The sequence below is a fragment of the Pseudocitrobacter sp. 73 genome, from assembly GCF_008369545.1.
Classification (GTDB): Bacteria; Pseudomonadota; Gammaproteobacteria; order Enterobacterales; family Enterobacteriaceae; genus Pseudocitrobacter; species Pseudocitrobacter vendiensis.
In genome coordinates, this window is sequence record NZ_VTZO01000009.1 from 21,352 (window position 1) to 46,249 (window position 24,898).

The 24,898-nt window shown below is 55.4% G+C and carries 26 protein-coding genes and 1 pseudogene; 22 read left to right on the forward strand and 5 right to left on the reverse strand.

Features of this window, described 5'->3' with window-relative positions:
* The first annotated feature begins 19 nt into the window (after positions 1–19).
* Positions 20–271 (forward strand): AbrB/MazE/SpoVT family DNA-binding domain-containing protein, encoded by a 252-nt coding sequence (locus F0Q32_RS09680; RefSeq protein ID WP_149462890.1) that lies wholly within the window; start codon positions 20–22, stop codon positions 269–271.
* Positions 265–615 (forward strand): type II toxin-antitoxin system ChpB family toxin, encoded by a 351-nt coding sequence (locus F0Q32_RS09685; protein WP_149462891.1) that lies wholly within the window; start codon positions 265–267, stop codon positions 613–615. The genes F0Q32_RS09680 and F0Q32_RS09685 overlap by 7 nt, the downstream gene beginning before the upstream one ends.
* 240 nt (positions 616–855) lie before the next feature.
* On the opposite strand, the gene ppa is transcribed toward F0Q32_RS09685, so the two are convergent.
* Positions 856–1,383, reverse strand: coding sequence for an inorganic diphosphatase (gene ppa / locus F0Q32_RS09690; RefSeq protein ID WP_004857176.1), 528 nt, complete (start codon positions 1,381–1,383; stop codon positions 856–858).
* 392 nt (positions 1,384–1,775) lie between these two features.
* On the opposite strand from ppa, the pseudogene ytfQ reads away from it, so the two are divergent.
* From ytfQ to yjfF, 4 genes and pseudogenes are all read left to right on the forward strand, one after another.
* Positions 1,776–2,732, forward strand: a pseudogene (gene ytfQ / locus F0Q32_RS09695) (galactofuranose ABC transporter, galactofuranose-binding protein YtfQ).
* A 121-nt stretch (positions 2,733–2,853) separates the two neighbouring features.
* Positions 2,854–4,356 carry a galactofuranose ABC transporter, ATP-binding protein YtfR gene (gene ytfR, locus F0Q32_RS09700; protein WP_149462892.1) on the forward strand — a complete coding sequence of 501 codons (1,503 nt, stop codon included), beginning with the start codon at positions 2,854–2,856 and terminating at the stop codon, positions 4,354–4,356.
* Positions 4,357–4,366: 10 nt separating this feature from the next.
* Positions 4,367–5,392 (forward strand): galactofuranose ABC transporter, ATP-binding protein YtfT, encoded by a 1,026-nt coding sequence (ytfT, locus tag F0Q32_RS09705; protein ID WP_149462893.1) that lies wholly within the window; start codon positions 4,367–4,369, stop codon positions 5,390–5,392.
* Positions 5,379–6,371, forward strand: a complete 993-nt coding sequence (gene yjfF, locus F0Q32_RS09710) for a galactofuranose ABC transporter, permease protein YjfF (RefSeq protein ID WP_149462894.1) — start codon at positions 5,379–5,381, stop codon at positions 6,369–6,371. Before ytfT ends, yjfF begins: the two co-directional genes overlap by 14 nt.
* 38 nt (positions 6,372–6,409) lie before the next feature.
* Here the strand turns inward: yjfF and fbp are convergent, their stop codons facing one another.
* Positions 6,410–7,408: a class 1 fructose-bisphosphatase gene (gene fbp, locus F0Q32_RS09715; RefSeq protein ID WP_149462895.1), complete on the reverse strand. Its 999-nt coding sequence runs from the start codon at positions 7,406–7,408 to the stop codon at positions 6,410–6,412.
* 175 nt (positions 7,409–7,583) lie between these two features.
* On the opposite strand from fbp, the gene mpl reads away from it, so the two are divergent.
* Both mpl and F0Q32_RS09725 read left to right on the forward strand, forming a co-directional pair.
* Complete coding sequence (gene mpl / locus F0Q32_RS09720) at positions 7,584–8,960, forward strand: UDP-N-acetylmuramate:L-alanyl-gamma-D-glutamyl-meso-diaminopimelate ligase (RefSeq protein WP_149462896.1); 1,377 nt, start codon at positions 7,584–7,586, stop codon at positions 8,958–8,960.
* Between the two features lie 81 nt (positions 8,961–9,041).
* Complete coding sequence (locus F0Q32_RS09725) at positions 9,042–9,581, forward strand: GNAT family N-acetyltransferase (RefSeq protein ID WP_149462897.1); 540 nt, start codon at positions 9,042–9,044, stop codon at positions 9,579–9,581.
* Positions 9,582–9,676: 95 nt separating this feature from the next.
* Here F0Q32_RS09725 and yjgA read toward each other — a convergent pair whose 3' ends face one another.
* On the reverse strand, positions 9,677–10,228 hold the full coding sequence (yjgA, locus tag F0Q32_RS09730) for a ribosome biogenesis factor YjgA (protein ID WP_149462898.1): 552 nt from the start codon (positions 10,226–10,228) through the stop codon (positions 9,677–9,679).
* Between the two features lie 94 nt (positions 10,229–10,322).
* Between yjgA and pmbA the strand changes: the two genes are divergently transcribed.
* From pmbA to F0Q32_RS09800, 14 genes are all read left to right on the forward strand, one after another.
* Positions 10,323–11,675 (forward strand): metalloprotease PmbA, encoded by a 1,353-nt coding sequence (pmbA, locus tag F0Q32_RS09735; protein ID WP_149462899.1) that lies wholly within the window; start codon positions 10,323–10,325, stop codon positions 11,673–11,675.
* Positions 11,676–11,740: 65 nt separating this feature from the next.
* Positions 11,741–12,130, forward strand: coding sequence for a cytochrome b562 (gene cybC, locus F0Q32_RS09740; protein WP_149462900.1), 390 nt, complete (start codon positions 11,741–11,743; stop codon positions 12,128–12,130).
* A 335-nt stretch (positions 12,131–12,465) separates the two neighbouring features.
* Positions 12,466–12,804, forward strand: a complete 339-nt coding sequence (locus tag F0Q32_RS09745; RefSeq protein ID WP_149462901.1) for a PRD domain-containing protein — start codon at positions 12,466–12,468, stop codon at positions 12,802–12,804.
* A gap of 10 nt (positions 12,805–12,814) precedes the next feature.
* Entirely contained in the window at positions 12,815–13,177 is a 363-nt protein-coding gene (locus F0Q32_RS09750; protein ID WP_008786042.1) for an SFCGS family glycine-rich protein, read from the forward strand.
* 2 nt (positions 13,178–13,179) lie between these two features.
* Positions 13,180–13,479, forward strand: coding sequence for a DUF4312 family protein (locus tag F0Q32_RS09755; protein WP_015966150.1), 300 nt, complete (start codon positions 13,180–13,182; stop codon positions 13,477–13,479).
* A 21-nt stretch (positions 13,480–13,500) separates the two neighbouring features.
* Positions 13,501–14,277: a DUF4311 domain-containing protein gene (locus F0Q32_RS09760; protein ID WP_015966149.1), complete on the forward strand. Its 777-nt coding sequence runs from the start codon at positions 13,501–13,503 to the stop codon at positions 14,275–14,277.
* Positions 14,278–14,290: 13 nt separating this feature from the next.
* The gene (locus tag F0Q32_RS09765; protein ID WP_015966148.1) at positions 14,291–14,935 is read left to right on the forward strand and encodes a DUF4310 family protein; all 645 of its coding nucleotides are present in this window, start codon (positions 14,291–14,293) and stop codon (positions 14,933–14,935) included.
* Between the two features lie 119 nt (positions 14,936–15,054).
* Entirely contained in the window at positions 15,055–16,188 is a 1,134-nt protein-coding gene (locus F0Q32_RS09770; RefSeq protein ID WP_149462902.1) for an amidohydrolase/deacetylase family metallohydrolase, read from the forward strand.
* Positions 16,172–17,290, forward strand: a complete 1,119-nt coding sequence (locus tag F0Q32_RS09775) for a DgaE family pyridoxal phosphate-dependent ammonia lyase (protein ID WP_149462903.1) — start codon at positions 16,172–16,174, stop codon at positions 17,288–17,290. Before F0Q32_RS09770 ends, F0Q32_RS09775 begins: the two co-directional genes overlap by 17 nt.
* The gene (locus F0Q32_RS09780; RefSeq protein ID WP_015966145.1) at positions 17,287–18,027 is read left to right on the forward strand and encodes a KDGP aldolase family protein; all 741 of its coding nucleotides are present in this window, start codon (positions 17,287–17,289) and stop codon (positions 18,025–18,027) included. The genes F0Q32_RS09775 and F0Q32_RS09780 overlap by 4 nt, the downstream gene beginning before the upstream one ends.
* Before the next feature lie 148 nt (positions 18,028–18,175).
* The gene (locus F0Q32_RS09785; protein WP_149462904.1) at positions 18,176–19,327 is read left to right on the forward strand and encodes a lactonase family protein; all 1,152 of its coding nucleotides are present in this window, start codon (positions 18,176–18,178) and stop codon (positions 19,325–19,327) included.
* A gap of 20 nt (positions 19,328–19,347) precedes the next feature.
* Positions 19,348–21,261, forward strand: a complete 1,914-nt coding sequence (locus tag F0Q32_RS09790) for a transcription antiterminator (protein WP_149462905.1) — start codon at positions 19,348–19,350, stop codon at positions 21,259–21,261.
* 77 nt (positions 21,262–21,338) lie between these two features.
* A complete protein-coding gene (locus tag F0Q32_RS09795; RefSeq protein ID WP_149462906.1) occupies positions 21,339–21,581 on the forward strand; it encodes a type II toxin-antitoxin system RelB/DinJ family antitoxin in 243 nt (80 codons plus the stop codon).
* Positions 21,571–21,855, forward strand: a complete 285-nt coding sequence (locus tag F0Q32_RS09800) for a type II toxin-antitoxin system RelE/ParE family toxin (RefSeq protein ID WP_149462907.1) — start codon at positions 21,571–21,573, stop codon at positions 21,853–21,855. The genes F0Q32_RS09795 and F0Q32_RS09800 overlap by 11 nt, the downstream gene beginning before the upstream one ends.
* Here the strand turns inward: F0Q32_RS09800 and nrdG are convergent.
* On the reverse strand, positions 21,852–22,316 hold the full coding sequence (nrdG, locus tag F0Q32_RS09805) for an anaerobic ribonucleoside-triphosphate reductase-activating protein (protein WP_149462908.1): 465 nt from the start codon (positions 22,314–22,316) through the stop codon (positions 21,852–21,854). The genes F0Q32_RS09800 and nrdG overlap by 4 nt on opposite strands.
* 147 nt (positions 22,317–22,463) lie before the next feature.
* Positions 22,464–24,602 (reverse strand): anaerobic ribonucleoside-triphosphate reductase, encoded by a 2,139-nt coding sequence (gene nrdD / locus F0Q32_RS09810; protein WP_149462909.1) that lies wholly within the window; start codon positions 24,600–24,602, stop codon positions 22,464–22,466.
* Positions 24,603–24,898: the final 296 nt, after the last annotated feature.

Genomic DNA, 24,898 nt, shown 5'->3' on the forward strand with positions numbered 1-24,898 from the left:
TATAACTTAAGGAGGCGATATGCACGTAACCATTAAGAAATGGGGAAACAGTATGGGGATGGTCATTCCAGGCACCGTCGTCAAGGAGCTGAATCTGTCCGTCGGGCAGAACATGGAGGTCAATGTGAAAGAACACCAAATCATTCTGACGCCGCTGAAGCGGCACTATTCGCTGGATGCGCTGCTGGCCCAGTGCGACATCAATGCGCCCGCGTTAAGCGAAGAAGAGCTTTGGGGGCAAAGCGGTCCGCAGGGTGACGAAGTATGGTAAAAAGCACCTTGTTTGCGCGCGGTGATATTGTGCTGGTGGGGTTTGACCCCGCGAGTGGGCACGAACAAAAGGGCGAAGGGCGTCCTGCATTAGTGCTCTCTGTCGGCACTTTTAATCGCTTAGGAATGGTGCTTGTCGCACCTGTTACCCGTGGTGGAAACCACGCACGCTATGCCGGTTTTGCGGTTCCGCTGAGCTGCAAAACCGGCTACGTTAGCGGTGTTGTGTTGGTTAATCAGTTCCGCATGATGGATCTTAACGCGCGTGGCGCAAAGAAGCTGGGTGAGGCGAGCGCGGAAGTGATGGAAGATGTGTTACTTCGGGCGCAGGCAATTCTTGATTAGGTGGAGTACGCGGTGATGCCTTCGGGCATAAAAAAACACCGTCGAAGCGGTGTGAGACTGATGACGAACGCAAACATTGCCTGATGCGCTACGCTTATCAGGCCTACAAGGTTTCTGCAATAAATTGAATTTGCACTATTTTGTAGGCCGGATAAGGCGTTAGCCGCATCCGGCAATGCTGATACTCAGGCATAAAAAAACACCGCCGAAGCGGTGTCTTTTATCACGCAGAAAGAAATCTTATTTCTTCGCACGTTCGAAGGAAGCAATGATTTCCGCTTTAGCCGCTTCAGCATTGTCCCAACCGTCAACTTTAACCCATTTGCCTTTTTCGAGGTCTTTGTAGTGCTCGAAGAAGTGGGTGATCTGCGCTTTCAGCAGTTCCGGCAGGTCGTTCACATCTTTGATGTGATCGTATTCTTTGCTCAGTTTGGTGTGCGGTACTGCAACCAGTTTGGCATCTTCGCCAGACTCGTCGGTCATTTTCAGCACGCCAACCGGACGGCAGCGAATCACAGAACCCGGTTCCAGCGGATACGGCGTCGGGACCAGTACGTCAACCGGGTCACCGTCCAGAGACAGGGTGTGGTTGATGTAACCGTAGTTGCACGGATAGAACATCGCAGTGGACATGAAGCGGTCAACGAACAGTGCGCCGCTCTCTTTGTCGACTTCGTATTTGATAGGATCCGCATTCGCCGGGATCTCGATAACGACGTAGATATCTTCCGGCAGATCTTTACCCGCTGGGACGTTGAGTAAGCTCATGTCTGTTTCCTTTAAAATGTATGGCAAACAAGTGGCGGGTATTATAGCCAACTCGCAGTGAAAGTCTTGACCTGTTTTATCTCTTCTCTAACCGACAATGCCTTTTTCAGCACCTTCCGATGACTCTAAAATCCATAAAGTTAGCCGCATCCTGAATAAAATTGTGAAACCGTTTACATTGATGCCTTTACGCACTCCGTATCGTACGAAAATTCTGCAATATCAAGCATCGCCTGATCCCTTGTTCCTCCTCAGCTCCTGCCAATACTGACAATTAACATTACATTCACTTTCCTGAATTGTGATGTAACGCATTCTGTTACATTTACCATTGTCTATAGTTTGTCCGCAGGCGTGTTTTTCACCAACAATAACCCTACGAGGATAACTTTATGTGGAAGCGCTTACTTCTTGTCACAGCAGTTTCCGCAGCCATGTCGTCTATGGTCATGGCTGCCCCTTTAACAGTGGGATTTTCGCAGGTAGGTTCTGAATCCGGCTGGCGCGCGGCGGAAACCAACGTTGCGAAGAGTGAAGCGCAGAAGCGCGGTATCACCCTGAAAATCGCAGATGGTCAGCAGAAACAAGAGAACCAAATCAAAGCGGTACGCTCGTTCATCGCCCAGGGCGTAGATGCCATCTTCATTGCCCCAGTCGTCGCCACAGGTTGGGAGCCGGTGCTGAAAGAAGCGAAAGAGTCGCAGATCCCGGTGTTCCTGCTCGACCGCTCCATTGATGTGAAAGACAAATCGCTCTACATGACCACCGTCACGGCAAATAACGTCCTCGAAGGGCAGTTGATTGGCGAATGGCTTGCTAAAACCGTCGATGGCAAACCGTGTAACGTCGTCGAACTGTAAGGCACTGTCGGTGCGAGCGTGGCGATTGATCGTAAGAAAGGGTTCGCCGAAGCCATTGCTAAAGCGCCAAATATCAAAATTATCCGTTCTCAATCCGGCGACTTTACCCGCAGTAAGGGGAAAGAAGTGATGGAAAGCTTCATCAAGGCCGAGAACAACGGCAAGAACATCTGCATGGTTTACGCCCATAACGACGACATGGTGATCGGCGCGATTCAGGCGATTAAAGAAGCCGGGCTGAAGCCGGGCAAAGATATCCTCACCGGTTCTATCGACGGCGTACCGGATATCTATAAAGCAATGATTGCCGGTGAAGCAAACGCCAGCGTGGAGCTGACGCCAAACATGGCTGGCCCGGCGTTTGATGCGCTGGAGAAATTCAAAAAAGACGGCACCTTGCCGGAAAAAGTGACCGTCACCAAATCGACGCTTTACCTGCCGGATACGGCAAAAGAAGAGTTAGAGAAGAAGAAAAATATGGGGTATTGAGTTTGGCCCCTCACCCCGGCCCTCTCCCGCAGGGAGAGGGAGAAAACCGGAGCAGGACCCAACCATTATGCACATTCTATCCCCTCTCCCGCAGGGAGAGGGTTAGGGTGAGGGGGAAACCATGAGCACCAACCAACACCAGGAAATCCTCCGCACTGAAGGATTAAGCAAATTCTTCCCCGGCGTCAAAGCGCTGGATAACGTCGATTTCAGTCTGCGGCGCGGCGAAATCATGGCGCTGCTCGGGGAAAATGGCGCGGGGAAATCGACGCTCATCAAAGCCTTAACCGGCGTATATCACGCCGATCGCGGCACAATCTGGCTGGATGGCAATACCATCTCGCCCAAAAACACCGCTCACGCCCAACAGCTGGGTATCGGCACCGTGTATCAGGAAGTGAACCTGCTGCCCAATATGTCGGTAGCGGATAACCTTTTCATTGGTCGCGAGCCGAAACGCTTCGGTTTTCTGCGCCGCAAAGAGATGGAAAAGCGCGCCACCGTGCTGATGGAATCCTACGGCTTTTCGCTGGATGTCCGCGAGCCGCTCAACCGCTTTTCCGTGGCGATGCAGCAAATCGTGGCGATTTGCCGCGCTATCGCTCTCTCCGCCAAAGTGCTGATCCTCGATGAACCGACCGCCAGCCTCGACACCAAAGAGGTGGAGATGCTGTTCACGCTGATGCGCCAGCTGCGCGATCAGGGCGTCAGCCTGATCTTTGTGACCCACTTCCTCGATCAGGTCTACGCGGTGAGCGATCGCATTACCGTGCTGCGCAACGGCGCGTTTGTGGGCTGCCGGGAAACGCGCGAGCTTCCGCAGATTGAACTGGTGAAAATGATGCTCGGCCGCGAACTGGACACTCACGCATTGCAGCGTGCAGGCCGTACTTTGCTGAGCGATAAACCGATCGCTGCGTTTGAAGGATTTGGCAAAAAGGGCACTATCGAACCGTTCGATCTTCAGGTGCGCCCTGGTGAGATCGTCGGTCTGGCCGGATTGCTCGGTTCCGGGCGAACCGAAACGGCGGAAGTGATCTTCGGCATCAAACCCGCCGATAGCGGCAGCGCGACGATCAAAGGCAAACGCCAAACCCTACGATCGCCGCATCAGGCGTCCTGCCTGGGGATCGGCTTCTGCCCTGAGGATCGCAAAACTGACGGCATTATTGCCGCCGCGTCGGTGCGCGAAAACATCATTCTGGCGCTTCAGGCGCAGCGCGGCTGGCTGAGACCCATTCCACGTAAAGAACAAAACGAGATTGCTGAGCGCTTTATCCGTCAGCTCGGTATTCGCACGCCGAGTGCTGAACAGCCGATTGAATTTCTCTCCGGCGGCAATCAGCAAAAAGTATTGCTCTCACGCTGGCTGCTGACGCGCCCACAGTTCCTGATCCTCGACGAACCCACGCGCGGGATCGACGTCGGTGCGCATGCGGAGATCATCCGCCTGATCGAAACCCTGTGCGCCGATGGGCTGGCGCTGCTGGTTATCTCATCTGAGCTGGAAGAACTGGTGGGCTATGCCGACCGGGTCATCATCATGCGGGATCGCCGACAGGTGGCGGAGATCCCGCTCGATAGGCTCTCCGTTCCGGCCATTATGAATGCTATTGCGGCATAAGGAGTAAACCGTGATGCCACAATCCCTACCCCAGCCAGGCCAGTCCAAACGCCGCTTCAAATGGCCGACGGGGATGCCGCAAATTATTGCGCTTATCCTGGTATTGCTGGTTGATAGCCTCGTCTCGCCGCACTTCTTACAGGTGGTGTTGCAGGATGGCCGTCTGTTCGGCAGCCCGATTGATATTCTTAACCGCGCGGCACCCGTTGCGCTACTCGCTATCGGCATGACGCTGGTCATTGCGACTGGTGGGATCGACCTCTCTGTGGGCGCGGTAATGGCGATTGCCGGGGCGACGGCGGCCTCGATGACCGTCGCCGGGCATAGTCTGCCTGTAGTGCTTCTGGCGGCGCTCGGCTCTGGCGTACTGGCGGGTTTATGGAACGGCGTTCTGGTAGCGATCCTGAAAATTCAGCCCTTTGTGGCGACGTTGATTCTGATGGTCGCCGGGCGTGGGGTCGCGCAACTGATCACCACCGGGCAAATCGTCACCTTTGATTCGCCGCCTCTGGCGTGGCTGGGCAGCGGTTCGTTGCTGCTGTTCCCGACGCCGGTGATTATCGCGCTGGCTACGCTGCTGATTTTCTGGCTGTTCACCCGTAAAACGGCGCTGGGAATGTTTATCGAAGCGGTGGGCATCAACATTCGTGCGGCGAAAAATGCCGGGGTAAATACCCGCATTGTGGTGATGCTGACCTATGTCCTGAGTGGCGTGTGCGCGGCCATCGCCGGAGTGATTGTGGCGGCGGACATTCGCGGCGCGGATGCCAATAACGCCGGGCTCTGGCTGGAACTGGACGCCATTCTGGCGGTGGTGATTGGCGGTGGTTCGCTGATGGGCGGGCGCTTTAACCTGCTGCTGTCGGTGGTGGGGGCGCTGATTATTCAGGGGATGAACACCGGGATTTTGCTCTCGGGTTTCCCGCCGGAGCTTAACCAGGTCGTGAAAGCAGTGGTGGTGCTGTGCGTGCTGATTGTCCAGTCGCCACGCTTTATAAGCATACTGAAGGGGATGCGCAGCCATGATAAAACGTAATTTACCGCTGATGATCACGCTCGGCGTCTTCATCCTCGGCTATCTCTACTGCCTGACCCAGTTTCCCGGCTTCGCCTCAACGCGGGTGATTTGCAATATTCTCACTGACAACGCCTTTCTGGGGATCATTGCGGTCGGCATGACGTTTGTGATCCTTTCAGGTGGGATCGATCTCTCGGTCGGGTCAGTGATCGCCTTTACCGGCGTGTTCCTCGCCAAAGCGATCGGTTTCTGGGGGATCTCACCGCTGCTGGCTTTCCCGCTGGTGCTGGTGATGGGCTGCGCGTTCGGCGCATTTATGGGGCTGCTGATTGATGCGCTGAAAATCCCGGCATTCATCATTACACTTGCGGGGATGTTCTTCCTGCGCGGCGTCAGCTATCTGGTCTCTGAAGAGTCGATTCCGATTAACCATCCGGTTTATGACACGCTCTCCAGCCTTGCGTGGATGATCCCCGGCGGCGGGCGCTTAAGCGCGATGGGGCTGTTGATGCTGATGGTGGTGGTGGTGGGGATTTTCCTTGCCCATCGCACGCGATTTGGTAATCAGGTTTATGCCATCGGCGGCAGCCCGACGTCGGCGAACCTGATGGGCATTTCCACTCGCAGCACGACGATTCGCATTTATATGCTTTCAACCGGGCTGGCGACGCTGGCGGGCATTGTCTTCTCGATCTACACCCAGGCGGGCTATGCGCTGGCGGGCGTGGGTGTAGAGCTTGACGCGATTGCGTCGGTTGTCATCGGCGGCACGCTGTTAAGCGGTGGAGTAGGAACGGTGCTCGGTACGCTGTTTGGTGTGGTGATTCAGGGGTTGATTCAGACTTACATCAACTTCGACGGCACGCTCAGTTCATGGTGGACGAAGATCGCCATCGGCATTCTGTTGTTTGTCTTCATCGCCCTGCAACGTGCGCTGACCGTGTTGTGGGAAAATCGGCAGAATGCACCTGTGACAAGGGTTGCGACAAAGCAATAAAAAAGGGAGCGAGGCTCCCTTTTCATTTTTTGGCGAATTTACGCGTCCGGGAACTCACGGATAAAACGTTCAACATCGTCAACCATATGGTCATTCCCAACGAAGAACGAACGACGCTGGTGCAGGGTTTCCGGGATGATATCCAGAATACGATTCTCACCGTCGCTGGCTTTACCGCCCGCTTGTTCCGCGAGGAAGGCCATCGGGTTGCATTCGTACAGCAGGCGCAGTTTCCCTTCCGGGTGGCTGGCGGTGCTTGGGTAGAGGTAGATGCCGCCTTTCAGCAGATTGCGGTGGAAGTCCGCCACCAGTGAGCCGATATAGCGCGAAGTGTATGGGCGCTGTGTGGACTTGTCTTCTTCCTGGCAGAACTTAATGTATTTCTTCACGCCAGTCGGGAAACGAATGTAGTTACCTTCGTTAATGGAGTAGGTGTTACCTTTTTGCGGGAAGCGCATGCGCTCCTGGCTCAGGCAGAACACGCCCAGAGACGGGTCGTAGGTGAAGGCGTGGACGCCGCAACCGGTGGTGTAAACCAGCATGGTTGAGGAGCCATAAACCACGTAACCGGCAGCGACCTGCTTGTTACCCGGTTGCAGGAAATCTTCTTCAGTAACCGGCGTGCCGACAGGCGTCACGCGGCGATAGATAGAGAAAATCGTCCCGACAGAGACGTTCACATCGATGTTGGAGGAGCCGTCCAGTGGATCCATCAACACCACATATTTCGCGTGCTCACACCCTTCAAAGACCACAATCTCGTCTTCTTCTTCGGATGCAATGCCAGCGACGATATCGCGGGCGCGCAGTGCGGCTTTCAGTTTCTCGTTGGCGAACAGATCGAGTTTTTGCTGCACCTCGCCCTGAACATTTTCAGCACCGCTGGCACCCAGGATATCAACCAGACCTGCTTTGTTGATATCGCGGTGGATGATTTTGGCACCTAACTTTATTGCCGACAGTAGAGCGGTAAGCTCACCGGTCGCATGAGAAAACTCATGCTGTTTCTCGACAATAAATTCACCTAACGTTTTCATAACACTTTCCCTGCAGTTAATGTGGAGTAAAGCGACTGCAACAATCTTAACAAAGAATAAAAAGAATGCGCACAGGTGAATCGCGCCAGCAAAGTACGGAATATCCTGAAATGCATTTCTCTGCTGGCGAACATGTGGGTAAAATGTGCGGCAGATAAAAGAAGGATAGTGACGTATGCGCATTCATATTTTGGGAATTTGTGGCACTTTCATGGGCGGACTGGCAATGCTGGCTCGCTCCCTCGGCCATGAAGTAACGGGCTCGGATGCGAATGTGTATCCGCCAATGAGCACGCTGCTTGAGAACCAGGGCATTGATTTAATTCAGGGTTACGACGCCAGCCAGCTCGACCCGCAGCCGGATCTGGTGATCATCGGTAACGCCATGACGCGCGGTAATCCGTGTGTTGAAGCGGTGCTGGAAAAGAACATTCCGTACATGTCCGGCCCTCAGTGGCTGCATGATTTCGTCCTGCGCGACCGCTGGGTGCTGGCCGTTGCCGGTACGCACGGGAAAACCACCACTGCCGGTATGGCGACCTGGATCCTCGAAGCGTGCGGCTACAAGCCGGGCTTTGTGATCGGCGGCGTGCCGGGGAACTTTGAGGTTTCTGCGCGTCTGGGCGAGAGCCCGTTCTTCGTTATTGAAGCGGATGAATACGACTGCGCCTTCTTCGATAAGCGTTCTAAATTCGTGCATTACTGCCCGCGCACGCTGATCCTCAACAACCTTGAGTTCGATCACGCGGACATCTTTGACGACCTGAAAGCGATTCAGAAACAGTTCCACCACCTGGTACGCATCGTTCCGGGGCAGGGGCGCATTATCTGGCCGGAAAACGACATCAACCTGAAGCAGACGATGGCGATGGGGTGCTGGAGCGAGCAGGAGCTGGTAGGTGAACAGGGCCACTGGCAGGCGAAAAAACTGAATGCCGATGCCTCCGAGTGGGAAGTGCTGCTCGATGGCGAGGTGGTCGGTCAGGTGAAATGGGGCCTGGTGGGCGAGCACAATATGCACAATGGCCTGATGGCAATTGCTGCTGCGCGTCACGTCGGCGTTACGCCTGCAGATGCGGCAAACGCGCTGGGAACGTTCATCAACGCTCGTCGCCGCCTTGAACTGCGCGGCGAAGCCAACGGCGTGAGCGTCTACGATGACTTCGCACATCACCCGACGGCTATTCTCGCCACGCTTCAGGCGCTGCGCGGCAAAGTCGGCGGCACAGCACGCATTCTGGCGGTGCTGGAACCGCGCTCTAACACCATGAAAATGGGCGTCTGCAAAGACGATCTCGCTCCGTCACTGGGGCGCGCGGATGAAGTCTTCCTGCTTCAGCCGCAGCACATCCCGTGGCAGGTGGCCGAAGTGGCAGAAGCCTGCGTGCAGCCTGCCCACTGGAGCGCCGACGTTGACACGCTGGTGGATATGGTGCTGAAAACCGCACATCCGGGCGATCACATTCTGGTGATGAGCAACGGCGGTTTCGGCGGTATCCATCAGAAACTGCTGGACGGCCTGGCGAAAAAAGCGGAACAGCAACAACAGTAACCTCCCTCAGGTCAGGTTTCTGCGCAGCCAATCGGGAAACCGGTTGGCTTTTTTTATGGCTATTTTTGGAGGAGATCGCGGATGCTTTCGCCACATAAAATCACTTCAACAGACTCGCCACTTTTTGCGCGCGTCGATGCGCTGTACGCGCAGGCTTTTCCGTGGCATGAACAGCGCGAAGCGGCGGCCAAAACAGAGGCGCTTAATGATCCACGTTCTGCGCTGGAAGCGTGGTTCGACGGTGAGCAATTTGTGGGGATGAGCGGTAGCTGGCGACTGGGAGAGATGCTTTACATTGAGCATCTGGCGGTCGATGGCACATTGCGCTCAAAAGGTTACGGCAAGATTTTGCTGGCTGAACTCCTAACCCGCGCCCCGTTAACGGTGCTGGAAATTGATCCGCTTACCACGGAAATTGCCCACCGGCGGCTACGGTTTTATGAATCAATGGGGTTTATCGCGAATCCGTGGGCGCACGCGCACCCGACGTATCATCAAGGGATTGCCGACCATGAACTGGTGGTGCTGAGTTACCCGCAGGGGATCGATGCGGCGGGGTATCAGCGGTTCAATGAGGGGTTGTGCGGAGTGGTGATGGGGCTGAAACAACCCTCACCCTAACCCTCTCCCTGAAGGAGAGGGAACCGTCCGCACCTGTTTTCTCCCTCTCCCTGTGGGAGAGGGCCGGGGTGAGGGGGAACAAACCTGCTCCCGCCTTACCCTTCGTTCTCCGCCAGCTCGCGCAGATACTGGAAAATCAGACGCGAAGACTTCGGCGGCTTATTCCCTTCTTTCTCTTTCTTCGCGTTGCGGATCAGTGAACGCAGTTGCTGACGGTCAGCTGTCGGCCACAGATTCAGCACTTCATCCATTGCTTCATCACCGTTATCAATCAGACGATCGCGCAGCTGTTCCAGTTTATGGAACAGGGCAACCTGCTGGTTGTGGCGGTTCTTCAGCTTATCCAGCGCCTGGCGAATCGGCTCGACGTCACGGCTACGCAACATTTTGCCAATCAGCTGCATCTGGCGGCGGCGACCTTCTTTCTTGATGCGCTGCGCCAGCTCAATGGCGGCACGCAGGTCATCATCGAGCGGGATTTTATCCAGCGCGTTTTTACCCAGGTCGACGATCTCACCGCCAAGCTGCTTCAGCTCTTCGGCGTCACGTTTAATTTCACTCTTGCTGACCCAGATAATTTCATCATCTTCGTCTTCGATATCATCACCGGGGACGTCGTCGAGCCAGTCTTCGGGCTGCTTTGTCATTTCAGGCTCCTTAAAAAAGAGGCTAATACTAACAGCTTGGGCGCACACTGAGAAAGGGTTCTCTGTTAGACTTCAGGTAACTTTACCTAACATTATGGCATTGGCGATGAAAGTAATCACACAAGTTGCAGAACAGCGTATTGCGCTGGAAAAAGCTGTCTCCACCGCACTGGAACTGGCATCAGGCAAATCAGATGGTGCTGAAGTCGCGGTGAGTAAGACCACGGGCATTGGCGTCAGCACCCGTTATGGTGAAGTGGAAAACGTTGAATTTAATAGCGATGGCGCGCTTGGCATCACCGTGTATCACCAGAATCGTAAAGGCAGCGCGTCCTCAACCGATCTCAGCCCGGACGCCATCGCGCGTACCGTTCAGGCGGCGCTGGATATCGCGCGTTATACCTCGCCAGACCCGTGTGCGGGCGTTGCAGAAAAAGATCTGCTGGCTTTCGATGCGCCGGATCTCGACCTGTTCCACCCGGCTGAAGTGACGCCGGATGAGGCGATTGAATACGCCGCGCGCGCAGAACAGGCGTCGCTGAAGGCCGATAAACGCATCACCAATACCGAAGGCGGCAGCTTTAACAGCCACTACGGCATCAAAGTGTTCGGTAACAGCCACGGCATGCTGCAAAGCTACTGCTCGACGCGCCACTCGCTCTCAAGCTGTGTTATCGCCGAAGCCGACGGCGATATGGAACGCGACTACGCCTACACCATTGGCCGCGCGCTGGGCGACCTGCAAACGCCGGAGTTTGTCGGCGAAGAGTGCGCCCGCCGCACGCTGGCGCGTCTGTCGCCGCGTAAGCTTTCTACCATGAAAGCGCCGGTGATTTTTGCCAATGAAGTGGCGACCGGTCTGTTTGGCCACCTGGTTGGTGCGATTGCCGGTGGCTCGGTGTATCGCAAATCGACCTTCCTGCTCGATTCCCTCGGTAAGCAGATCCTGCCGGAGTGGCTGACTATTGAAGAGCACCCGCACCTGCTGAAAGGGCTCGCCTCTACGCCATTTGACAGTGAAGGCGTGCGCACCGAGCGTCGCGACATCATCAAAGACGGCGTGCTGATGCAGTGGCTACTGACGAATTACTCTGCGCGTAAGCTGGGCCTTAAGAGTACCGGTCACGCGGGCGGCATTCACAACTGGCGTATCGCCGGGCGCGGCCTGAGTTTTGAAAAGTTGCTTAAAGAGATGGGCACGGGTCTTGTCGTCACCGAACTGATGGGACAAGGTGTCAGCGGCATCACCGGCGACTATTCTCGCGGTGCATCCGGTTTCTGGGTCGAAAATGGCGAGATCCAGTATCCGGTCAGTGAGATTACGATCGCAGGAAATCTGAAAGATATGTGGCGTAATATCGTCACGATTGCTGACGATATCGAAACGCGCAGCAATATCCAGTGTGGCTCCGTGCTTCTGCCGGAGATGAAAATCGCCGGGCAATAATGCCCGGTTTTTACGGACGCGCCCTGCGGCGTCTGATTGCTTAATAATAAAAAAGGAAGTGAGCAATGCGTAAAAAACTCTTAGCAATGTTAGCCGTATCCTCTCTTGCGTTGGGCGCGGCAGCACCTGCGTTCGCCGATCTCGAGGATGATATGGATACACTGGCGAAAAACCTCAAAGTGGTGGAAAGCACCTCGGATGCGACCGAGCTGAAAGCGGCGCTCACCGAAATGCGTACCGCCGCGCTGGACGCCCAGAAAGAAACCCCGCCGAAGCTGGAAAGTAAAGCGGCTGACAGCGCCGAGATGAAAGATTATCGTCACGGCTTTGACGTGCTGGTCGGGCAAATTGATGGCGCACTGAAGCTGGCCAATGAAGGCAAAGTGAAGGAAGCCAAAGCAGCGGCGGAAGAGTTTAAAGCCACGCGCAACGAGAACCACAAGAAGTTTCGTTGATTATTAGTGAGCGCCGGATGGTGGCTGAGCCTTATCCCGTAGGCCGGATAAGCGCCAGCGCCATCCGGCACTTTCACCGCACATAAGTAAACCTTATCCACTTCACATTTTCGTACAAATCCTCAATACGTATTCCGCCGCTGAACTTCCGTTTCAGAATATATTCGCGTGATGAATATCACGCTTTTCCGCCGATAACTCGTTAAAACCGCTAATTTTGTGGCACAGATCACTGGCCTCCTTCACCTTTCCACTTCGAAGTGGAAAACAACTCGCTACAAACCTGCAACCCGCGCCGTTACTTTAATCCCAGAGCCATTAACGGGGTAAGACGAGTGATGAATGCAGCGGTATTGAACAATGATGTGGAACCGGCAGCGCAAACAGAACAGCTTGCCGACACCATGCTGAAGCAGGTTTTTGACCTGTTACGCAGCCACAACATTATCCCCAACGACGTACAGGAGCAGATGCTGACTTCTCATCTGCGCGCAATGGCGCACCGGTCTGTGACCGGTGAACCGCTGCCAGAAGTAGATGCCAGCCTGTTCGACGAAATTTCACCTGAATCAATGCAACTAGCCCGCGAAGTGGTCGCTCAGTTTGGCAATCTTCCTGATGAAGAGTCCTGGCTGCTTTCCGTTCACTTCGAAGTCGCAAAAGAAAACCTTTAAGGAGCAAAACATGGAACAGATTACCGTTGTGATTGGCGATCGTTTAGGCAAAGGCCAGAAAGTGGCGGCAGGCGTTGAGAAAGCGGGTGGTCGTGCCGTGGTCGTACCGGGCGTGGCAGCAGATATGAAACTGGGTGATGTGATGAAAGCGGAAAACGCCACATTCGGCATCTCCTTCTGCGGCAGCGGCGGTGCAGGTGCGATTACCGCGCAGACCAAATATGGCTACAAAGCCAAATATGGTATGCGCTCCGTTGATGAGGGCGTGACGGCCATCAACGAAGGCTGCAACGTACTGGGCTTCGGTTTTATGGATAAAGAAGAGCTGGGCGAGCGTCTGGTACAGGCGTGGCAGAAGAAGTACGGCGCGTGAGTATGAAACAACAATTCACCAAAACGGTGAGAGTCAAAGGTAAAGGCGACGCCAAAGCGCGCGCCTTTGCCGACGCGCTAAACCATGTCCAGGCCGCGGTGATGAAGGATACACCGCACATTTTACTGCGTATTGAGCCACAGGATGTGCAGGTTGTTCATGCGTATGAAGCGGTGCGCAAAGAAGCGTTCTTATTCTTCTTTCTGCGCCGGGAAAGACGCACCTACAGCGTGGAGCTGGATGTGACCGTCAACGTGACCGCCATCAATCTCGACAACGTGGATTTCGTCACGCAGAGCTAAATCACACAGAAGGGCAGACTGATGTTCTTAATTATATTAATAAAATCGCTCATTATCGGCGGCCTGGTCGGCGTCGGTGTAGGGGCCGGTGCTGCACGCATGTTCCATGCGCCAACCACACAAGGGATGGGCGCGTTTCGTACGTTGGGGGAGCTGAACTCCTGTGAAGGCGACCCGGCGTCACACTTCTCCTTTGGTCTTGGCTTCTTCTTTAACGCCTGGGCCTCTTCCGTTGCAGCAGGTTCATTTACCCAGGACGTTGACCACCGCATCATCCCGAACTGGGGCGCGGCGGCACTGATGATTAAAAACCGCAATGTTGGCGAGACGCTGCACGATCCGAAGAAAATGGCGATTGCCTGCGGCGTGATCGGCATGCTGGTCGTTACCTTCCTCAACTTAACCGCCTCCTCAGTACCGGAATCACTCCAGGTGACCGCCGTTAAGGTCCTGGTTCCGGCAGCGAACCTGCTGGTTAACACGGTGATGCCGGTAATCTTCTGGCTGGCGGCGATTGACGCGGGCAAGAAATCGGGCTTCTGGGCGACCGTCTTTGGCGGCGCAGCGCAGATGATCATGGGGAACGCTGTACCGGGTCTGGTGCTGGGTATCCTGATTGGTAAGGGCGTTGAAGAGAGCGGCTGGAACCGCATCACCAAAGTGATGATGAGCGCTATCGTGGTGCTGTTTGTCCTGAGCGCCTTCTTCCGCGGCTTCGACATGAAGATGATCGAATCCTTCCACCTGACCGTGCCGAACTGGCTCGATCTGATCCACAGCTCGCTCAGCGGCAAATAACGGGAGCCTCGAAATGGAACAGAATAAAGGTTTTTGGTATGCCGACTGGTCGTTCCCGATCTTTGTTGGCCTGCTCTCTTCCGGCGTGTTCGCCGGGACGCACATGTACTACCTCTACGGCATTGGCGCATTTAACGAAGTGGCGTTTGTCTCGATGCTGCGTGCCGGGATTGATACCGGCGCTTACGGGGCGGTGGCGGCGTTTGGCGCAAGCTTCCTGTTTGCCCGCATCATCGAAGGTTCGCTGGTCGGGATTCTGGATATCGGCGGCGCGATTCAAACCGGCGTCGGCCTCGGTGTTCCGGCGCTGCTGCTCGGCGCGGGCATCATGTTCCCGGTGACCAACTTTATCGCTTCACTGATTACCGGTCTGGTGATTGGCCTGGCGATTGGTTACGTCATTATTCTGGCGCGTAAGTTCACCATCAATCAGAGCGACTCGACCTACGGGGCGGACGTGATGATGGGGGCAGGTAACGCCTCTGGCCGCTTCCTCGGCCCGTTGATTATTCTCAGCGCGATGACCGCATCCATTCCTATCGGTATCGGTTCCCTGCTTGGCGCGCTGCTTTTCTACCTCTGGCAGAAGCCGATTACCGGCGGTGCGATTCTGGGCGCGATGCTGTTTGGTGCGCTGTTCCCAATCGCGATTAGCTAACTGCCTGATGGCGCTTCGCTTATCAGCCCTACGAGCGGTAGGCCGAATAAGACGAAAATGCCGTCATCCGGCAATGACCCAGGCGGGCGTGAAAACGCCCGCTCTTTCAGGAGAACGAGATGTTTGATTTACTCCTGCGCGGTGCGCGCCTCGTCGACGATACCCTGACCGATATCGCCATTCAGGATGGCAAGATCCACGCGCTGGGCGACCTGACGTCACCCGCAAAGAAAACCATTGACCTGCACGGCAACTACTACGTCAGCGCGGGCTGGATTGACTCCCACGTTCACTGCTACCCGAAATCACCGATTTACCACGACGAACCCGATAGCGTCGGTATCGCCACCGGCGTGACCACCGTTATCGATGCCGGTAGCACCGGGGCAGATGACGTGGATGAATTCTATGAACTCACCCGTCAGGCGGCGACCGACGTTTATGCGCTGCTGAATATCTCCCGCGTCGGGCTGATTGCCCAGAACGAGCTGGCCAATATGGCTAATATCGACGCCGACGCGGTGCAACAGGCGGTAAAACGTCACCCTGATTTTATCGTCGGCCTGAAGGCGCGGATGAGCAGTAGCGTGGTGGGCGAAAACGGCATCACGCCGCTGGAACATGCGAAAGCCATGCAGCAAGCCAACGGCGATCTGCCGCTAATGGTGCATATCGGCAACAACCCGCCGAATCTGGATGAGATTGCCGACCTGCTGAGTTCCGGCGACATCATTACCCACTGCTATAACGGCAAACCGAACCGCATTCTTACGCCGGAAGGTGAACTGCGCGCCTCGATTACGCGCGCGCTGAAGCGTGGCGTGCGTCTCGATGTCGGCCACGGTACCGCCAGCTTTAGCTTTGAGGTAGCGAAACGCGCCATCGCAATGGGCATTCTGCCACACACCATCAGTTCCGATATCTACTGCCGTAACCGCATCGACGGCCCGGTACGATCGCTGGCGCTGGTGATGTCCAAATTCCTCGCCATCGGTCTGTCGCTGCCGCAGGTCATTGCCTGCGTCACCTCGCATGCCGCAGAAGGCTTACGTCTGACCCATAAAGGTCGCCTGGCGCCGGGGATGGACGCGGATCTGACGATTTTCACTGTGAAAGATCAACCCATGAGCCTGACCGATGCGGAAAACGTTTCGCTTCAGGCTGACAAAATTCTGGTGCCATTGGCTGCCGTTCGCGCAGGCAAAGGCTATATGACCGAACAAGGGAGTGCAGAAAATGCCTTCGATTTTTGAGAAATACCATCTAAAACAAGTCATCAACACCTCTGGCCGCATGACAGCGCTGGGTGTTTCAACCCCACGCCCGGAAGTGGTCCAGGCGGCGATGGACGGCATGAACCAGTATTTCGAGATGAAAGACCTGGTCAATAAAACTGGCGAGTACATTGCTAATTTGCTGGATGTCGAAGGGGCGACGGTGGTCTCGTGCGCCTCGGCAGGTATTGCGCAGTCCGTGGCGGCGGTGCTGGTAAAAGACAGCGACTGGCTGCTGGAAAACCTGCATGTCACGCCGATTGAAAACAACGAAATCGTTCTGCCGAAAGGTCATAACGTCAACTTCGGCGCACCAGTGGGCACCATGGTTGCGCTCGGCGGCGGCAAGCTGGTGGAAGCAGGTTATGCTAACGAATGTTCCGCAGCACAACTGGCGGCGGCAATTACCCCGCGCACGGCGGCTATCCTGTATATCAAATCGCACCACTGCGTGCAGAAAAGCATGCTCAGCGTTGAGCAGGCGGTGGTTGTCGCACGTAAACATAACCTGCCGCTGATTGTTGATGCGGCGGCGGAAGAAGATCTCCAGTGTTACTACCGTTCTGGCGCGGACCTGGTCATTTACAGCGGCGCGAAAGCCATTGAAGGGCCGACCAGCGGTCTGGTGATTGGCAAAACCCAGTACGTTGAGTGGGTGAAGCGCCAGTCGGCGGGCATTGGCCGCGCGATGAAAGTGGGCAAAGAGGGCATTCTTGGCCTGACCTGCGCCATTGAACATTACCTTACCGCAACGAAAGAGAGCGGCGCGGAGATGGTGGCGAAGATGACGCCGTTTATCGATGCACTGAATACGCTCAACGGCGTGTCCGCTCGTGTGGTCTGGGATAGCGCCGGGCGTGACATTGCGCGTACCGAAATTAAATTCGACGAAGCCGTCACCGGCATTGGCACCGGCGAGCTGGTCGATGCGCTCAAGCAGGGGCAATACGCCATCTACTTCCGTGGATATAAAGCCAATGAAGGCATTATCGAAGCTGATGTACGCAGCGTCGACCAGGCGCAACTGGACATTGTTGCCCGCCGTATTGCAGAAGTGATCAAACAGGAGATTAACGCATGAAACTGACCCCAAACTTTTACCGTGACCGCGTCTGCCTGAACGTTCTGGCGGGCAGCAAAGAAAATGCCAGCGAGATCTATGAAGCGGCGGAAGGTCATGTGCTGGTGGGCGTGCTCTCCAAAAATTACCCGGACGTGGCGAGTGCCGTGGCCGATATGCGTGATTATGCGGCGCGGATTGATAATGCACTCTCCGTAGGTCTGGGCGCGGGCGACCCGAATCAGTCGGCGATGGTCAGCGCGATTTCCGCTGAAGTGCAGCCGCAGCACGTCAACCAGGTCTTTACCGGTGTGGCGACCAGCCGTGCGTTGCTGGGCCAGAACGACACCGTGGTGAACGGTCTGGTCTCACCAACCGGCACGCCGGGTATGGTGAAAATCTCCACCGGGCCGCTGAGCAGCACCGCGCCGGATGGCATCGTGCCGGTTGAAACGGCGATCGCCCTGCTGAAAGATATGGGCGGCAGCTCAATCAAATATTTCCCGATGGGTGGCCTGAAGTGTCGTGAGGAATACAAAGCGGTGGCGGAAGCCTGCGCACGTCACGACTTCTGGCTGGAGCCAACGGGGGGGATCGATCTGGAAAACTTCAGCGAGATCCTGAAAATTGCCCTCGATGCCGGTGTAAGCAAAATCATCCCGCACATCTACAGTTCTATTATTGATAAAGCCAGCGGCAACACGCGCCCGGACGACGTGCGCGCGCTACTGGAGATGACGAAGGCGTTAGTGAAGTAATAAGGGCGCCCCCTCACCCTAACCCTCTCCCGCAGGGAGAGGGGACCGACAGTGCAAATGTGAAATACCTGCGCTGGTTTTCACCCTCTCCCTGTGGGAGAGGGCCGGGGTGAGGGGGCACCAACCACACTATTCCCAAGGAGCCATCATGCACCCATCCCACCACCTGCTTGTCGCTTCACTTTCTCTGCTTGCCACCACCGCTATCGCGCAGACGCAATACGCGTGGGTGGGCACCTACAACCCCAACGGCGAAGGCGTGTACCGCTTTACCCTCGACAGCCAAACCGGGGCGTTAAACGACAAAACGTTGGTCAGCACGTTGCCCAATGCCGCGCAGCTTACCGTCTCTGCCGATGGCAAAACCCTGTACGTGGCGAGCGAAGAAGAGAAGGGCATGGTGCAGGCGTTGCGGGTGGATGAGAAGGGCGCACTTCATGAGCTGAATCAGGTTTCATCTGGCGGCGCGGGCCCGGTGTATCTCTCGTTGACGCCTGGTGGAAAGCATCTGCTGGTGGCGAATTACGTCAGCGGTTCCGTGGCGATGTTGCCGGTGAAAGCTGATGGCAGCCTGGCGGAGGCCAGCGATTTTCATCAGGATGCGGGTGATCCCGGCGCCGCGAAACCTGTGGCTGCGGTCAAAGGCAGCTTTGCCGCCAGCGATCATAATGGCCCGCATGCTCACATGATCGCCGCCGATCCCAGCGGGAAATATGTTTATTCAACCGATCTGGGCCTCGATCGGATCTACCAGTATCGTCTGGATGAAAAGAACGGCAAGTTGATCCCCAACACGCCGCCATTCATCAATGCTTCTTCGCCGGGCGCGGGGCCGCGTCATTTTGTGTTTACAGCAAAAGGCGATGGGCTTTGGTTGATCAACGAAGAGTCTTCCACGCTGACGCATTACCGACTTGATGCAACAACCGGGCAACTTCAGGAAGGGAAAACGGTGTCGTCGCTGCCGAAAGCGTATCAGGGAACCAGCTTCGCCGCCGGGCTGGCAATCAGTGAGGACGGAAAACAGCTTTATGTTGCCAATCGCCTGCACAACAGTATTGCCCACTTCACGGTTATGAATGACGGTTCATTGATTCAAAATGATAATATATGGACGCGAGGCGACTACCCGCGCAGCCTGACGCTGGATAGCGCGGGCCGCTGGCTGTACGTGATGAATCAGCGCAGCGATAACATCACCCGTTTTCGCGTCGCGCCTGACGATGGCACGCTGACGTTTGTCCCCGAATACACATCGGTCGGCAGTCCATCGCAGATGGTGATTTCGTTTAACCCCTGAGGCGTAATAAGGAAACTGACGTGCGATTCCCCAACCAACGTTTAGCCCAACTGTTCAATTTACTGCAAAAAGAAGTTTTGCCGCAGGATGAGCTGGCTGCACGGTTGTCCGTTTCCACCCGTACCGTTCGCGCCGATATCACGGCGCTTAATGCCTTGCTGGCGAGCTACGGCGCGCAGTTTACGCTCACGCGCGGCAGCGGCTATCAGCTCAATATCAGCGACCCGAATCGCTATCAAAAACTGGAAGAAAGTGCGCCGGGCACGCTACGAATTCCGCGTACGGCAAGCGACCGCGAGCATTCTCTGGCGGTGCGCTTTCTGACATCCGCGTTTTCACTCAAGCTGGAAGACCTGGCGGATGAGTGGTTTGTCAGCCGTGCCACGCTGCAAAACGACATGATCGCTGTGCGTGAACGTTTTCAGCGGTATCAGTTGACGCTGGAGACGCGCCCGCGCCACGGCATGAAGCTGTTTGGCAGCGAAGTCTCTGTTCGCGCCTGCCTGACGGATATCCTTTGGGAACTGCCGCAGCAGGAAGGGTTTAATGCCCAACTGATGGCGGAAGCGCTTAACGCGGGGGCCGTCACCTCGCTTACCGCAACGTTGCAGGAAACGTTCACCCGCTATGCGATTCGCCTGACCGACGAAGGAGAGCGCTTTATTCGTCTTTATTGCGCGGTGGCGGTACGGCGTATCAGCGAGGGTTTCCCGCTGGCAGAGTTCGCGGCGGAAGAAGAAGTATCGCAGAATGTGCGCGAAGCGGCGCGCGATATCGCGGCGGCCATGCAGAAACTGGCGGGCAAACCGCTGGCCGACTCGGAGAAAGCCTGGTTGTGCGTGCATATCTCCGCGCGCCAGACGCAGCAGGTTTCGCCAAGCGCTATCAGTGCCGACGATGCCGAAGCGCTGGTGAACTACATCCTCAGCTACATCAATAGTCACTATAACTACAACCTGCAAAACGACGATCAGCTACATGCGGATCTGCTCACCCATATCAAAACGATGATCACCCGCGTGCGCTATCAAATCATGATCCCCAATCCGCTGCTGGACAACATTAAACAGCACTACCCGATGGCGTGGGACATGACCCTGGCGGCGGTGTCGAGTTGGGGGAAGTACACGCCGTACACCATCAGCGAAAACGAGGTTGGTTTCCTGGTGCTGCACATCGGCGTCGGGCTGGAGCGGCACTACAATATCGGCTATCAGCGTCAGCCGCGTGTCTTACTGGTGTGCGACACCAGCACGGCGATGGTGCGCATGATTGAAGCGGTGTTGCAGCGCAAATATCCACAGATTGACGTGACCGACGTGCTCTCGCTACGTGATTACGAACAGCGGGAGAGCATCAGCGAAGACTTTGTTATTTCGACCGCGCGCATCAACGAAAAAGATAAACCGGTGGTGACCATCGCCCCGTTCCCAACCGAGTTCCAGCTTGAACAAATCGGCAAACTGGTGCTGGTGGACCGCACCCGTCCGTGGATGCTGAACAAATATTTCGATGCGGCGCATTTTCGCATTATCGACGGCGATATCGACCAACAGACGTTATTTAGCGAACTTTGCGCTCAGCTTCATGATGAAGGCTTTGTTGACGCCGAGTTCCACTCTTCAGTTGTGGAGCGTGAGGCTATTGTCAGCACTATGCTAGGCGACGGCATCGCGCTGCCTCACGCCCTGGGATTGCTGGCACAAAAAACGGTGGTCTACACGGTGCTGGCACCGCAAGGAATTACGTGGGGTGAGGAAACCGCGCACGTCATCTTCCTGCTCGCCATCAGCAAACGCGAGTATGAAGAAGCGATGGCGATCTACGATATTTTCGTCACCTTCCTGCGCGAACGCGCAATGGCGCGGCTGTGCGCCTGTCGGGACTTTGCGGAGTTTAAAACCGTGGCGATGGAGTGTGTGAGCCGGTTTTGAGAGGCGTTTTCCAGAATCGAATGTAATGCGAGTGTAATGCTATAATGCATTACACTTTTTCTTTTTCTGGAGGCACAATGGCGACCATCAACGTCAGGCTTGACGATCAACTCAAGAAAGAGGCGTACGCCGTGCTGGAAAAACTCAACATCACTCCCACGGAAGCCGTGCGATTACTGTTTCAGTATGTGGCAGATAACGGGCGGATGCCGGTAAAAAACGTCACCATCAGCGACAGTGAAGAGGCGCTGCTACAAACTGTCAGGGAAAGACTGGCCAATCCGCAAGAGGCCGTTAAGGTCAGGCTGGATGATCTATGAACTGGCCTTTGACCCGAGGGCGTTAAAAGAGTGGCAAAAGTTAGGTGCGACCGTCCGGGAGCAGTTTAAAAAGAAACTGAAATCAGTTTTGCTTCGTCCGCGCAATGAAGCTGACAGGTTACGGACGTTTCCCGATTGCTACAAAATCAAACTAAAGGCTTCCGGGTTCAGGCTGGTTTACCAGGTGCAAGAGGCTCAGGTTACGGTGCTGGTGATAGGCAAACGGGAGAAATCTGCCGTCTATCAGGATGCTGACAAACGGCTTGAAGTTTAACGCAGGTGATGCACCACCTGATTGCTGCTGCCGCGCCAGATAAGCGCCGGGTCTTTTAAATCTTGCACAAACTTACCGTCGACCAGCACGTTGATGAGATTGACCACTTCCATTTGCGCGGTGTTCAGTTCGTCCAGCTTGTAGCCGGTCCATACCCAGATATCCTTCCCCTGGCATTCCGCGTGGATGCGTTTGACCAGTTTAAGAATCTCAGGCACGTTTTGCGGATGGAGTGGATCGCCGCCGGAGAGTGAAATCCCCTGGCGTTTCACGCGCGTGTCGTTGAGATCGGCAATGATGCGGTCGGCCATTTCGGTGGTGAATGGCTGACCTGAATTCACGCGCCAGGTGCTTTTGTTATAGCAGCCGGGGCATTCGTGAACGCAACCTGCCACAAACAGCGTGCAGCGTGTGCCGGGGCCATTGACGATATCGACGGGGTAGTACTGATGGTAATTCATGGTTGTTCTTATTGAGTATAGTGCGGGTTGTGGCCCCTCACCCTAACCCTCTCCCGAAGGGAGAGGGGACCGACCGAGCAGAACATTTAGGCCGGAGCGGTTTTCTCCCTCTCCCTTAGGGAGAGGGCCGGGGTGAGGGGTAGCCGTTTAACCGATCTGCCCGTTGCCGAGGTGTTTCACGCGGCGTTTCACTTCTTCCTGCTTACCGGCGTTAAACGGACGCGCATCCGGGCTACCTAAGTAACCGCATACGCGGCGGGTGACCGATACGCGGGACGCGTCGTGGTTGCCGCATTTCGGGCAGGTGAAGCCTTTGCTGGTGCACTCGAATTCACCGGTAAAGCCACACTCATAACACTCATCAATTGGCGTGTTGGTGCCGTAGTACGGCACGTGCTTGTAGCTGTAATCCCAGACATCTTCCAGCGCTTTCAGGTTGTGCTGAATGTTCGGGTATTCGCCGTAGCAAATGAAACCGCCGTTCGCCAGTGGTGGGTACGGGGCTTCAAAGTCGATTTTGTCGTACGGGTTAACCTTTTTCTCAACGTCTAAGTGGAAGCTGTTGGTGTAGTAACCTTTATCGGTGACGCCAGGTACCACGCCGAATTCAGCAGTGTCGAGGCGGCAGAAACGATCACACAGGTTTTCACTTGGTGTGCTGTAGAGGCTGAAGCCGTAGCCGGTTTCATCTTTCCACTGGTCAACGGCCTGGCGCAGACGTTCAACGATGGCAGTGCCTTTGGCGCGCAGCGCTTCATTGTCATAAACGTGCTGATTACCAAACAGCGCATTGATGGTTTCGTGAATGCCGATGTAACCCAGCGAGATAGACGCACGACCGTTTTTGAAGATTTCAGAAACGTCATCGTCAGCCTGCAAACGCACGCCGCACGCGCCTTCCATATACAGGATAGGAGCCACGCGGGCTTTCACGCCTTCCAGACGCGCGATGCGGGTCATCAGCGCTTTACGCGCCAGCACCAGACGCTCATCCAGCAGTTTCCAGAACGCGTCTTCATTGCCTTTGGCTTCCAGCGCGATGCGCGGCAGGTTCAGGCTGATGACGCCGAGGTTGTTGCGGCCATCGTGGATCTGCTCGCCGTTTTCGTTTTCCCACACGCCGAGGAAGCTGCGGCAGCCCATCGGGGTTTTGAACGAACCGGTGACTTTCACAACCTGGTCGTAGTTCAGGATGTCCGGATACATGCGCTTGCTCGCGCATTCCAGCGCCAGTTGTTTGATGTCGTAGTTGGCATCGCCCGGTTTGTGATTCAGGCCGTCGCGGATAGCGAACACCAGTTTCGGGAACACAGCGGTTTTACGGTTTTTGCCGAGGCCCGCAATACGATTACGCAGAATGGACTGCTGAATCAGGCGTGATTCCCAGGTCGTACCAAGACCAAAACCGAAAGTCACGAACGGTGTCTGGCCGTTGGCGGTATGCAACGTGTTCACTTCATATTCCAGCGACTGGAAAGCGTCATAGCACTCTTTTTCCGTACGGGAATGGGCGTAGCCTTCTGCGTCCGGAATCTGCCACTCTTCAGCGGTCTGGCGATGTTTATTGAAGCTGGCGGTCACGAACGGGGCCAGAACTTCGTCAATACGGTTAATGGTGGTGCCGCCATAAATGTGGCTGGCAACCTGTGCGATGATCTGCGCGGTAACGGCCGTGGCGGTAGAGATGGATTTCGGCGGCTCGATTTCCGCGTTACCCATTTTAAAGCCCTGCGTCAGCATCCCTTTCAGGTCGATCAACATGCAGTTGAACATCGGGAAGAACGGGGAGTAATCAAGGTCGTGATAGTGGATAACGCCACGTTCGTGCGCCATGACTACATCATGCGGCAGCAGGTGCTGACGTGCGTAGTGTTTTGCCACGATACCCGCCAGCAGGTCACGCTGGGTTGGGATCACTTTACTGTCTTTGTTGGCGTTTTCGTTCAGCAATGCCGAGTTGGTTTGTTCAACCAGACCACGAATTTCCTGGTTCAGACGGCCACGCTTTTCACGCTGGCTGTCGCGGTCATGGCGATATTCGATATAGGCGCGCGCCAGCTGTTTATACGGGCCAGACATCAGCTGGTTTTCAACCGCGGTCTGGATCTCGTTGATATCAACCTGGCTGCGGCCCTGCATCTGCTCGCTTACGATTGCCGCGACGGTGGCGCAATAGTCTGCGTCATCGACTCCCGCTGCTTTAGCGGCACGCAGGATAGCTTCCTGGATGCGCTCTGATTTGAACGGCACTTTACAGCCATCGCGTTTCATCACATGCGGTGTCATGATCACTCCATTATAAAAACAGGTTATCCACAGAACTGAAGTCGGGGCGGGGGCGAGATTTACAAAGCCTGCCCGCGTGTTAGCGCTTCTCCAGTCAAATTTATCCACATATCACCCCCTTTCTTCATTGGAAGGGTATGGTGATATTGTAGACGATAAAACCCAATATGTTGGGTTGGCGAGCATTCTAAGGTCTATATATAGTGATTTGCATCAAACAAGTTTGCGATTTTATTGATGTAGAACAAAGTAAAAATCGAAGCGTACAGATGACGGGCGCTACGGCTAATGTAAAT

Excerpts from the sequence above, each read along its gene's own strand:
- F0Q32_RS09680 (WP_149462890.1), top strand. The coding sequence starts at position 20 with ATGCACGTAACCATTAAGAAATGGGGAAACAGTATGGGGATGGTCATT.
- F0Q32_RS09685 (WP_149462891.1), top strand. The coding sequence starts at position 265 with ATGGTAAAAAGCACCTTGTTTGCGCGCGGTGATATTGTGCTGGTGGGG.
- ppa (WP_004857176.1), bottom strand. The coding sequence starts at position 1,383 with ATGAGCTTACTCAACGTCCCAGCGGGTAAAGATCTGCCGGAAGATATC.
- ytfR (WP_149462892.1), top strand. The coding sequence starts at position 2,854 with ATGAGCACCAACCAACACCAGGAAATCCTCCGCACTGAAGGATTAAGC.
- yjfF (WP_149462894.1), top strand. The coding sequence starts at position 5,379 with ATGATAAAACGTAATTTACCGCTGATGATCACGCTCGGCGTCTTCATC.
- fbp (WP_149462895.1), bottom strand. The coding sequence starts at position 7,408 with ATGAAAACGTTAGGTGAATTTATTGTCGAGAAACAGCATGAGTTTTCT.
- mpl (WP_149462896.1), top strand. The coding sequence starts at position 7,584 with ATGCGCATTCATATTTTGGGAATTTGTGGCACTTTCATGGGCGGACTG.
- F0Q32_RS09725 (WP_149462897.1), top strand. The coding sequence starts at position 9,042 with ATGCTTTCGCCACATAAAATCACTTCAACAGACTCGCCACTTTTTGCG.
- yjgA (WP_149462898.1), bottom strand. The coding sequence starts at position 10,228 with ATGACAAAGCAGCCCGAAGACTGGCTCGACGACGTCCCCGGTGATGAT.
- pmbA (WP_149462899.1), top strand. The coding sequence starts at position 10,323 with ATGGCATTGGCGATGAAAGTAATCACACAAGTTGCAGAACAGCGTATT.
- cybC (WP_149462900.1), top strand. The coding sequence starts at position 11,741 with ATGCGTAAAAAACTCTTAGCAATGTTAGCCGTATCCTCTCTTGCGTTG.
- F0Q32_RS09750 (WP_008786042.1), top strand. The coding sequence starts at position 12,815 with ATGGAACAGATTACCGTTGTGATTGGCGATCGTTTAGGCAAAGGCCAG.
- F0Q32_RS09755 (WP_015966150.1), top strand. The coding sequence starts at position 13,180 with ATGAAACAACAATTCACCAAAACGGTGAGAGTCAAAGGTAAAGGCGAC.
- F0Q32_RS09760 (WP_015966149.1), top strand. The coding sequence starts at position 13,501 with ATGTTCTTAATTATATTAATAAAATCGCTCATTATCGGCGGCCTGGTC.
- F0Q32_RS09765 (WP_015966148.1), top strand. The coding sequence starts at position 14,291 with ATGGAACAGAATAAAGGTTTTTGGTATGCCGACTGGTCGTTCCCGATC.
- F0Q32_RS09770 (WP_149462902.1), top strand. The coding sequence starts at position 15,055 with ATGTTTGATTTACTCCTGCGCGGTGCGCGCCTCGTCGACGATACCCTG.
- F0Q32_RS09775 (WP_149462903.1), top strand. The coding sequence starts at position 16,172 with ATGCCTTCGATTTTTGAGAAATACCATCTAAAACAAGTCATCAACACC.
- F0Q32_RS09780 (WP_015966145.1), top strand. The coding sequence starts at position 17,287 with ATGAAACTGACCCCAAACTTTTACCGTGACCGCGTCTGCCTGAACGTT.
- F0Q32_RS09785 (WP_149462904.1), top strand. The coding sequence starts at position 18,176 with ATGCACCCATCCCACCACCTGCTTGTCGCTTCACTTTCTCTGCTTGCC.
- F0Q32_RS09795 (WP_149462906.1), top strand. The coding sequence starts at position 21,339 with ATGGCGACCATCAACGTCAGGCTTGACGATCAACTCAAGAAAGAGGCG.
- F0Q32_RS09800 (WP_149462907.1), top strand. The coding sequence starts at position 21,571 with ATGATCTATGAACTGGCCTTTGACCCGAGGGCGTTAAAAGAGTGGCAA.
- nrdG (WP_149462908.1), bottom strand. The coding sequence starts at position 22,316 with ATGAATTACCATCAGTACTACCCCGTCGATATCGTCAATGGCCCCGGC.
- nrdD (WP_149462909.1), bottom strand. The coding sequence starts at position 24,602 with ATGACACCGCATGTGATGAAACGCGATGGCTGTAAAGTGCCGTTCAAA.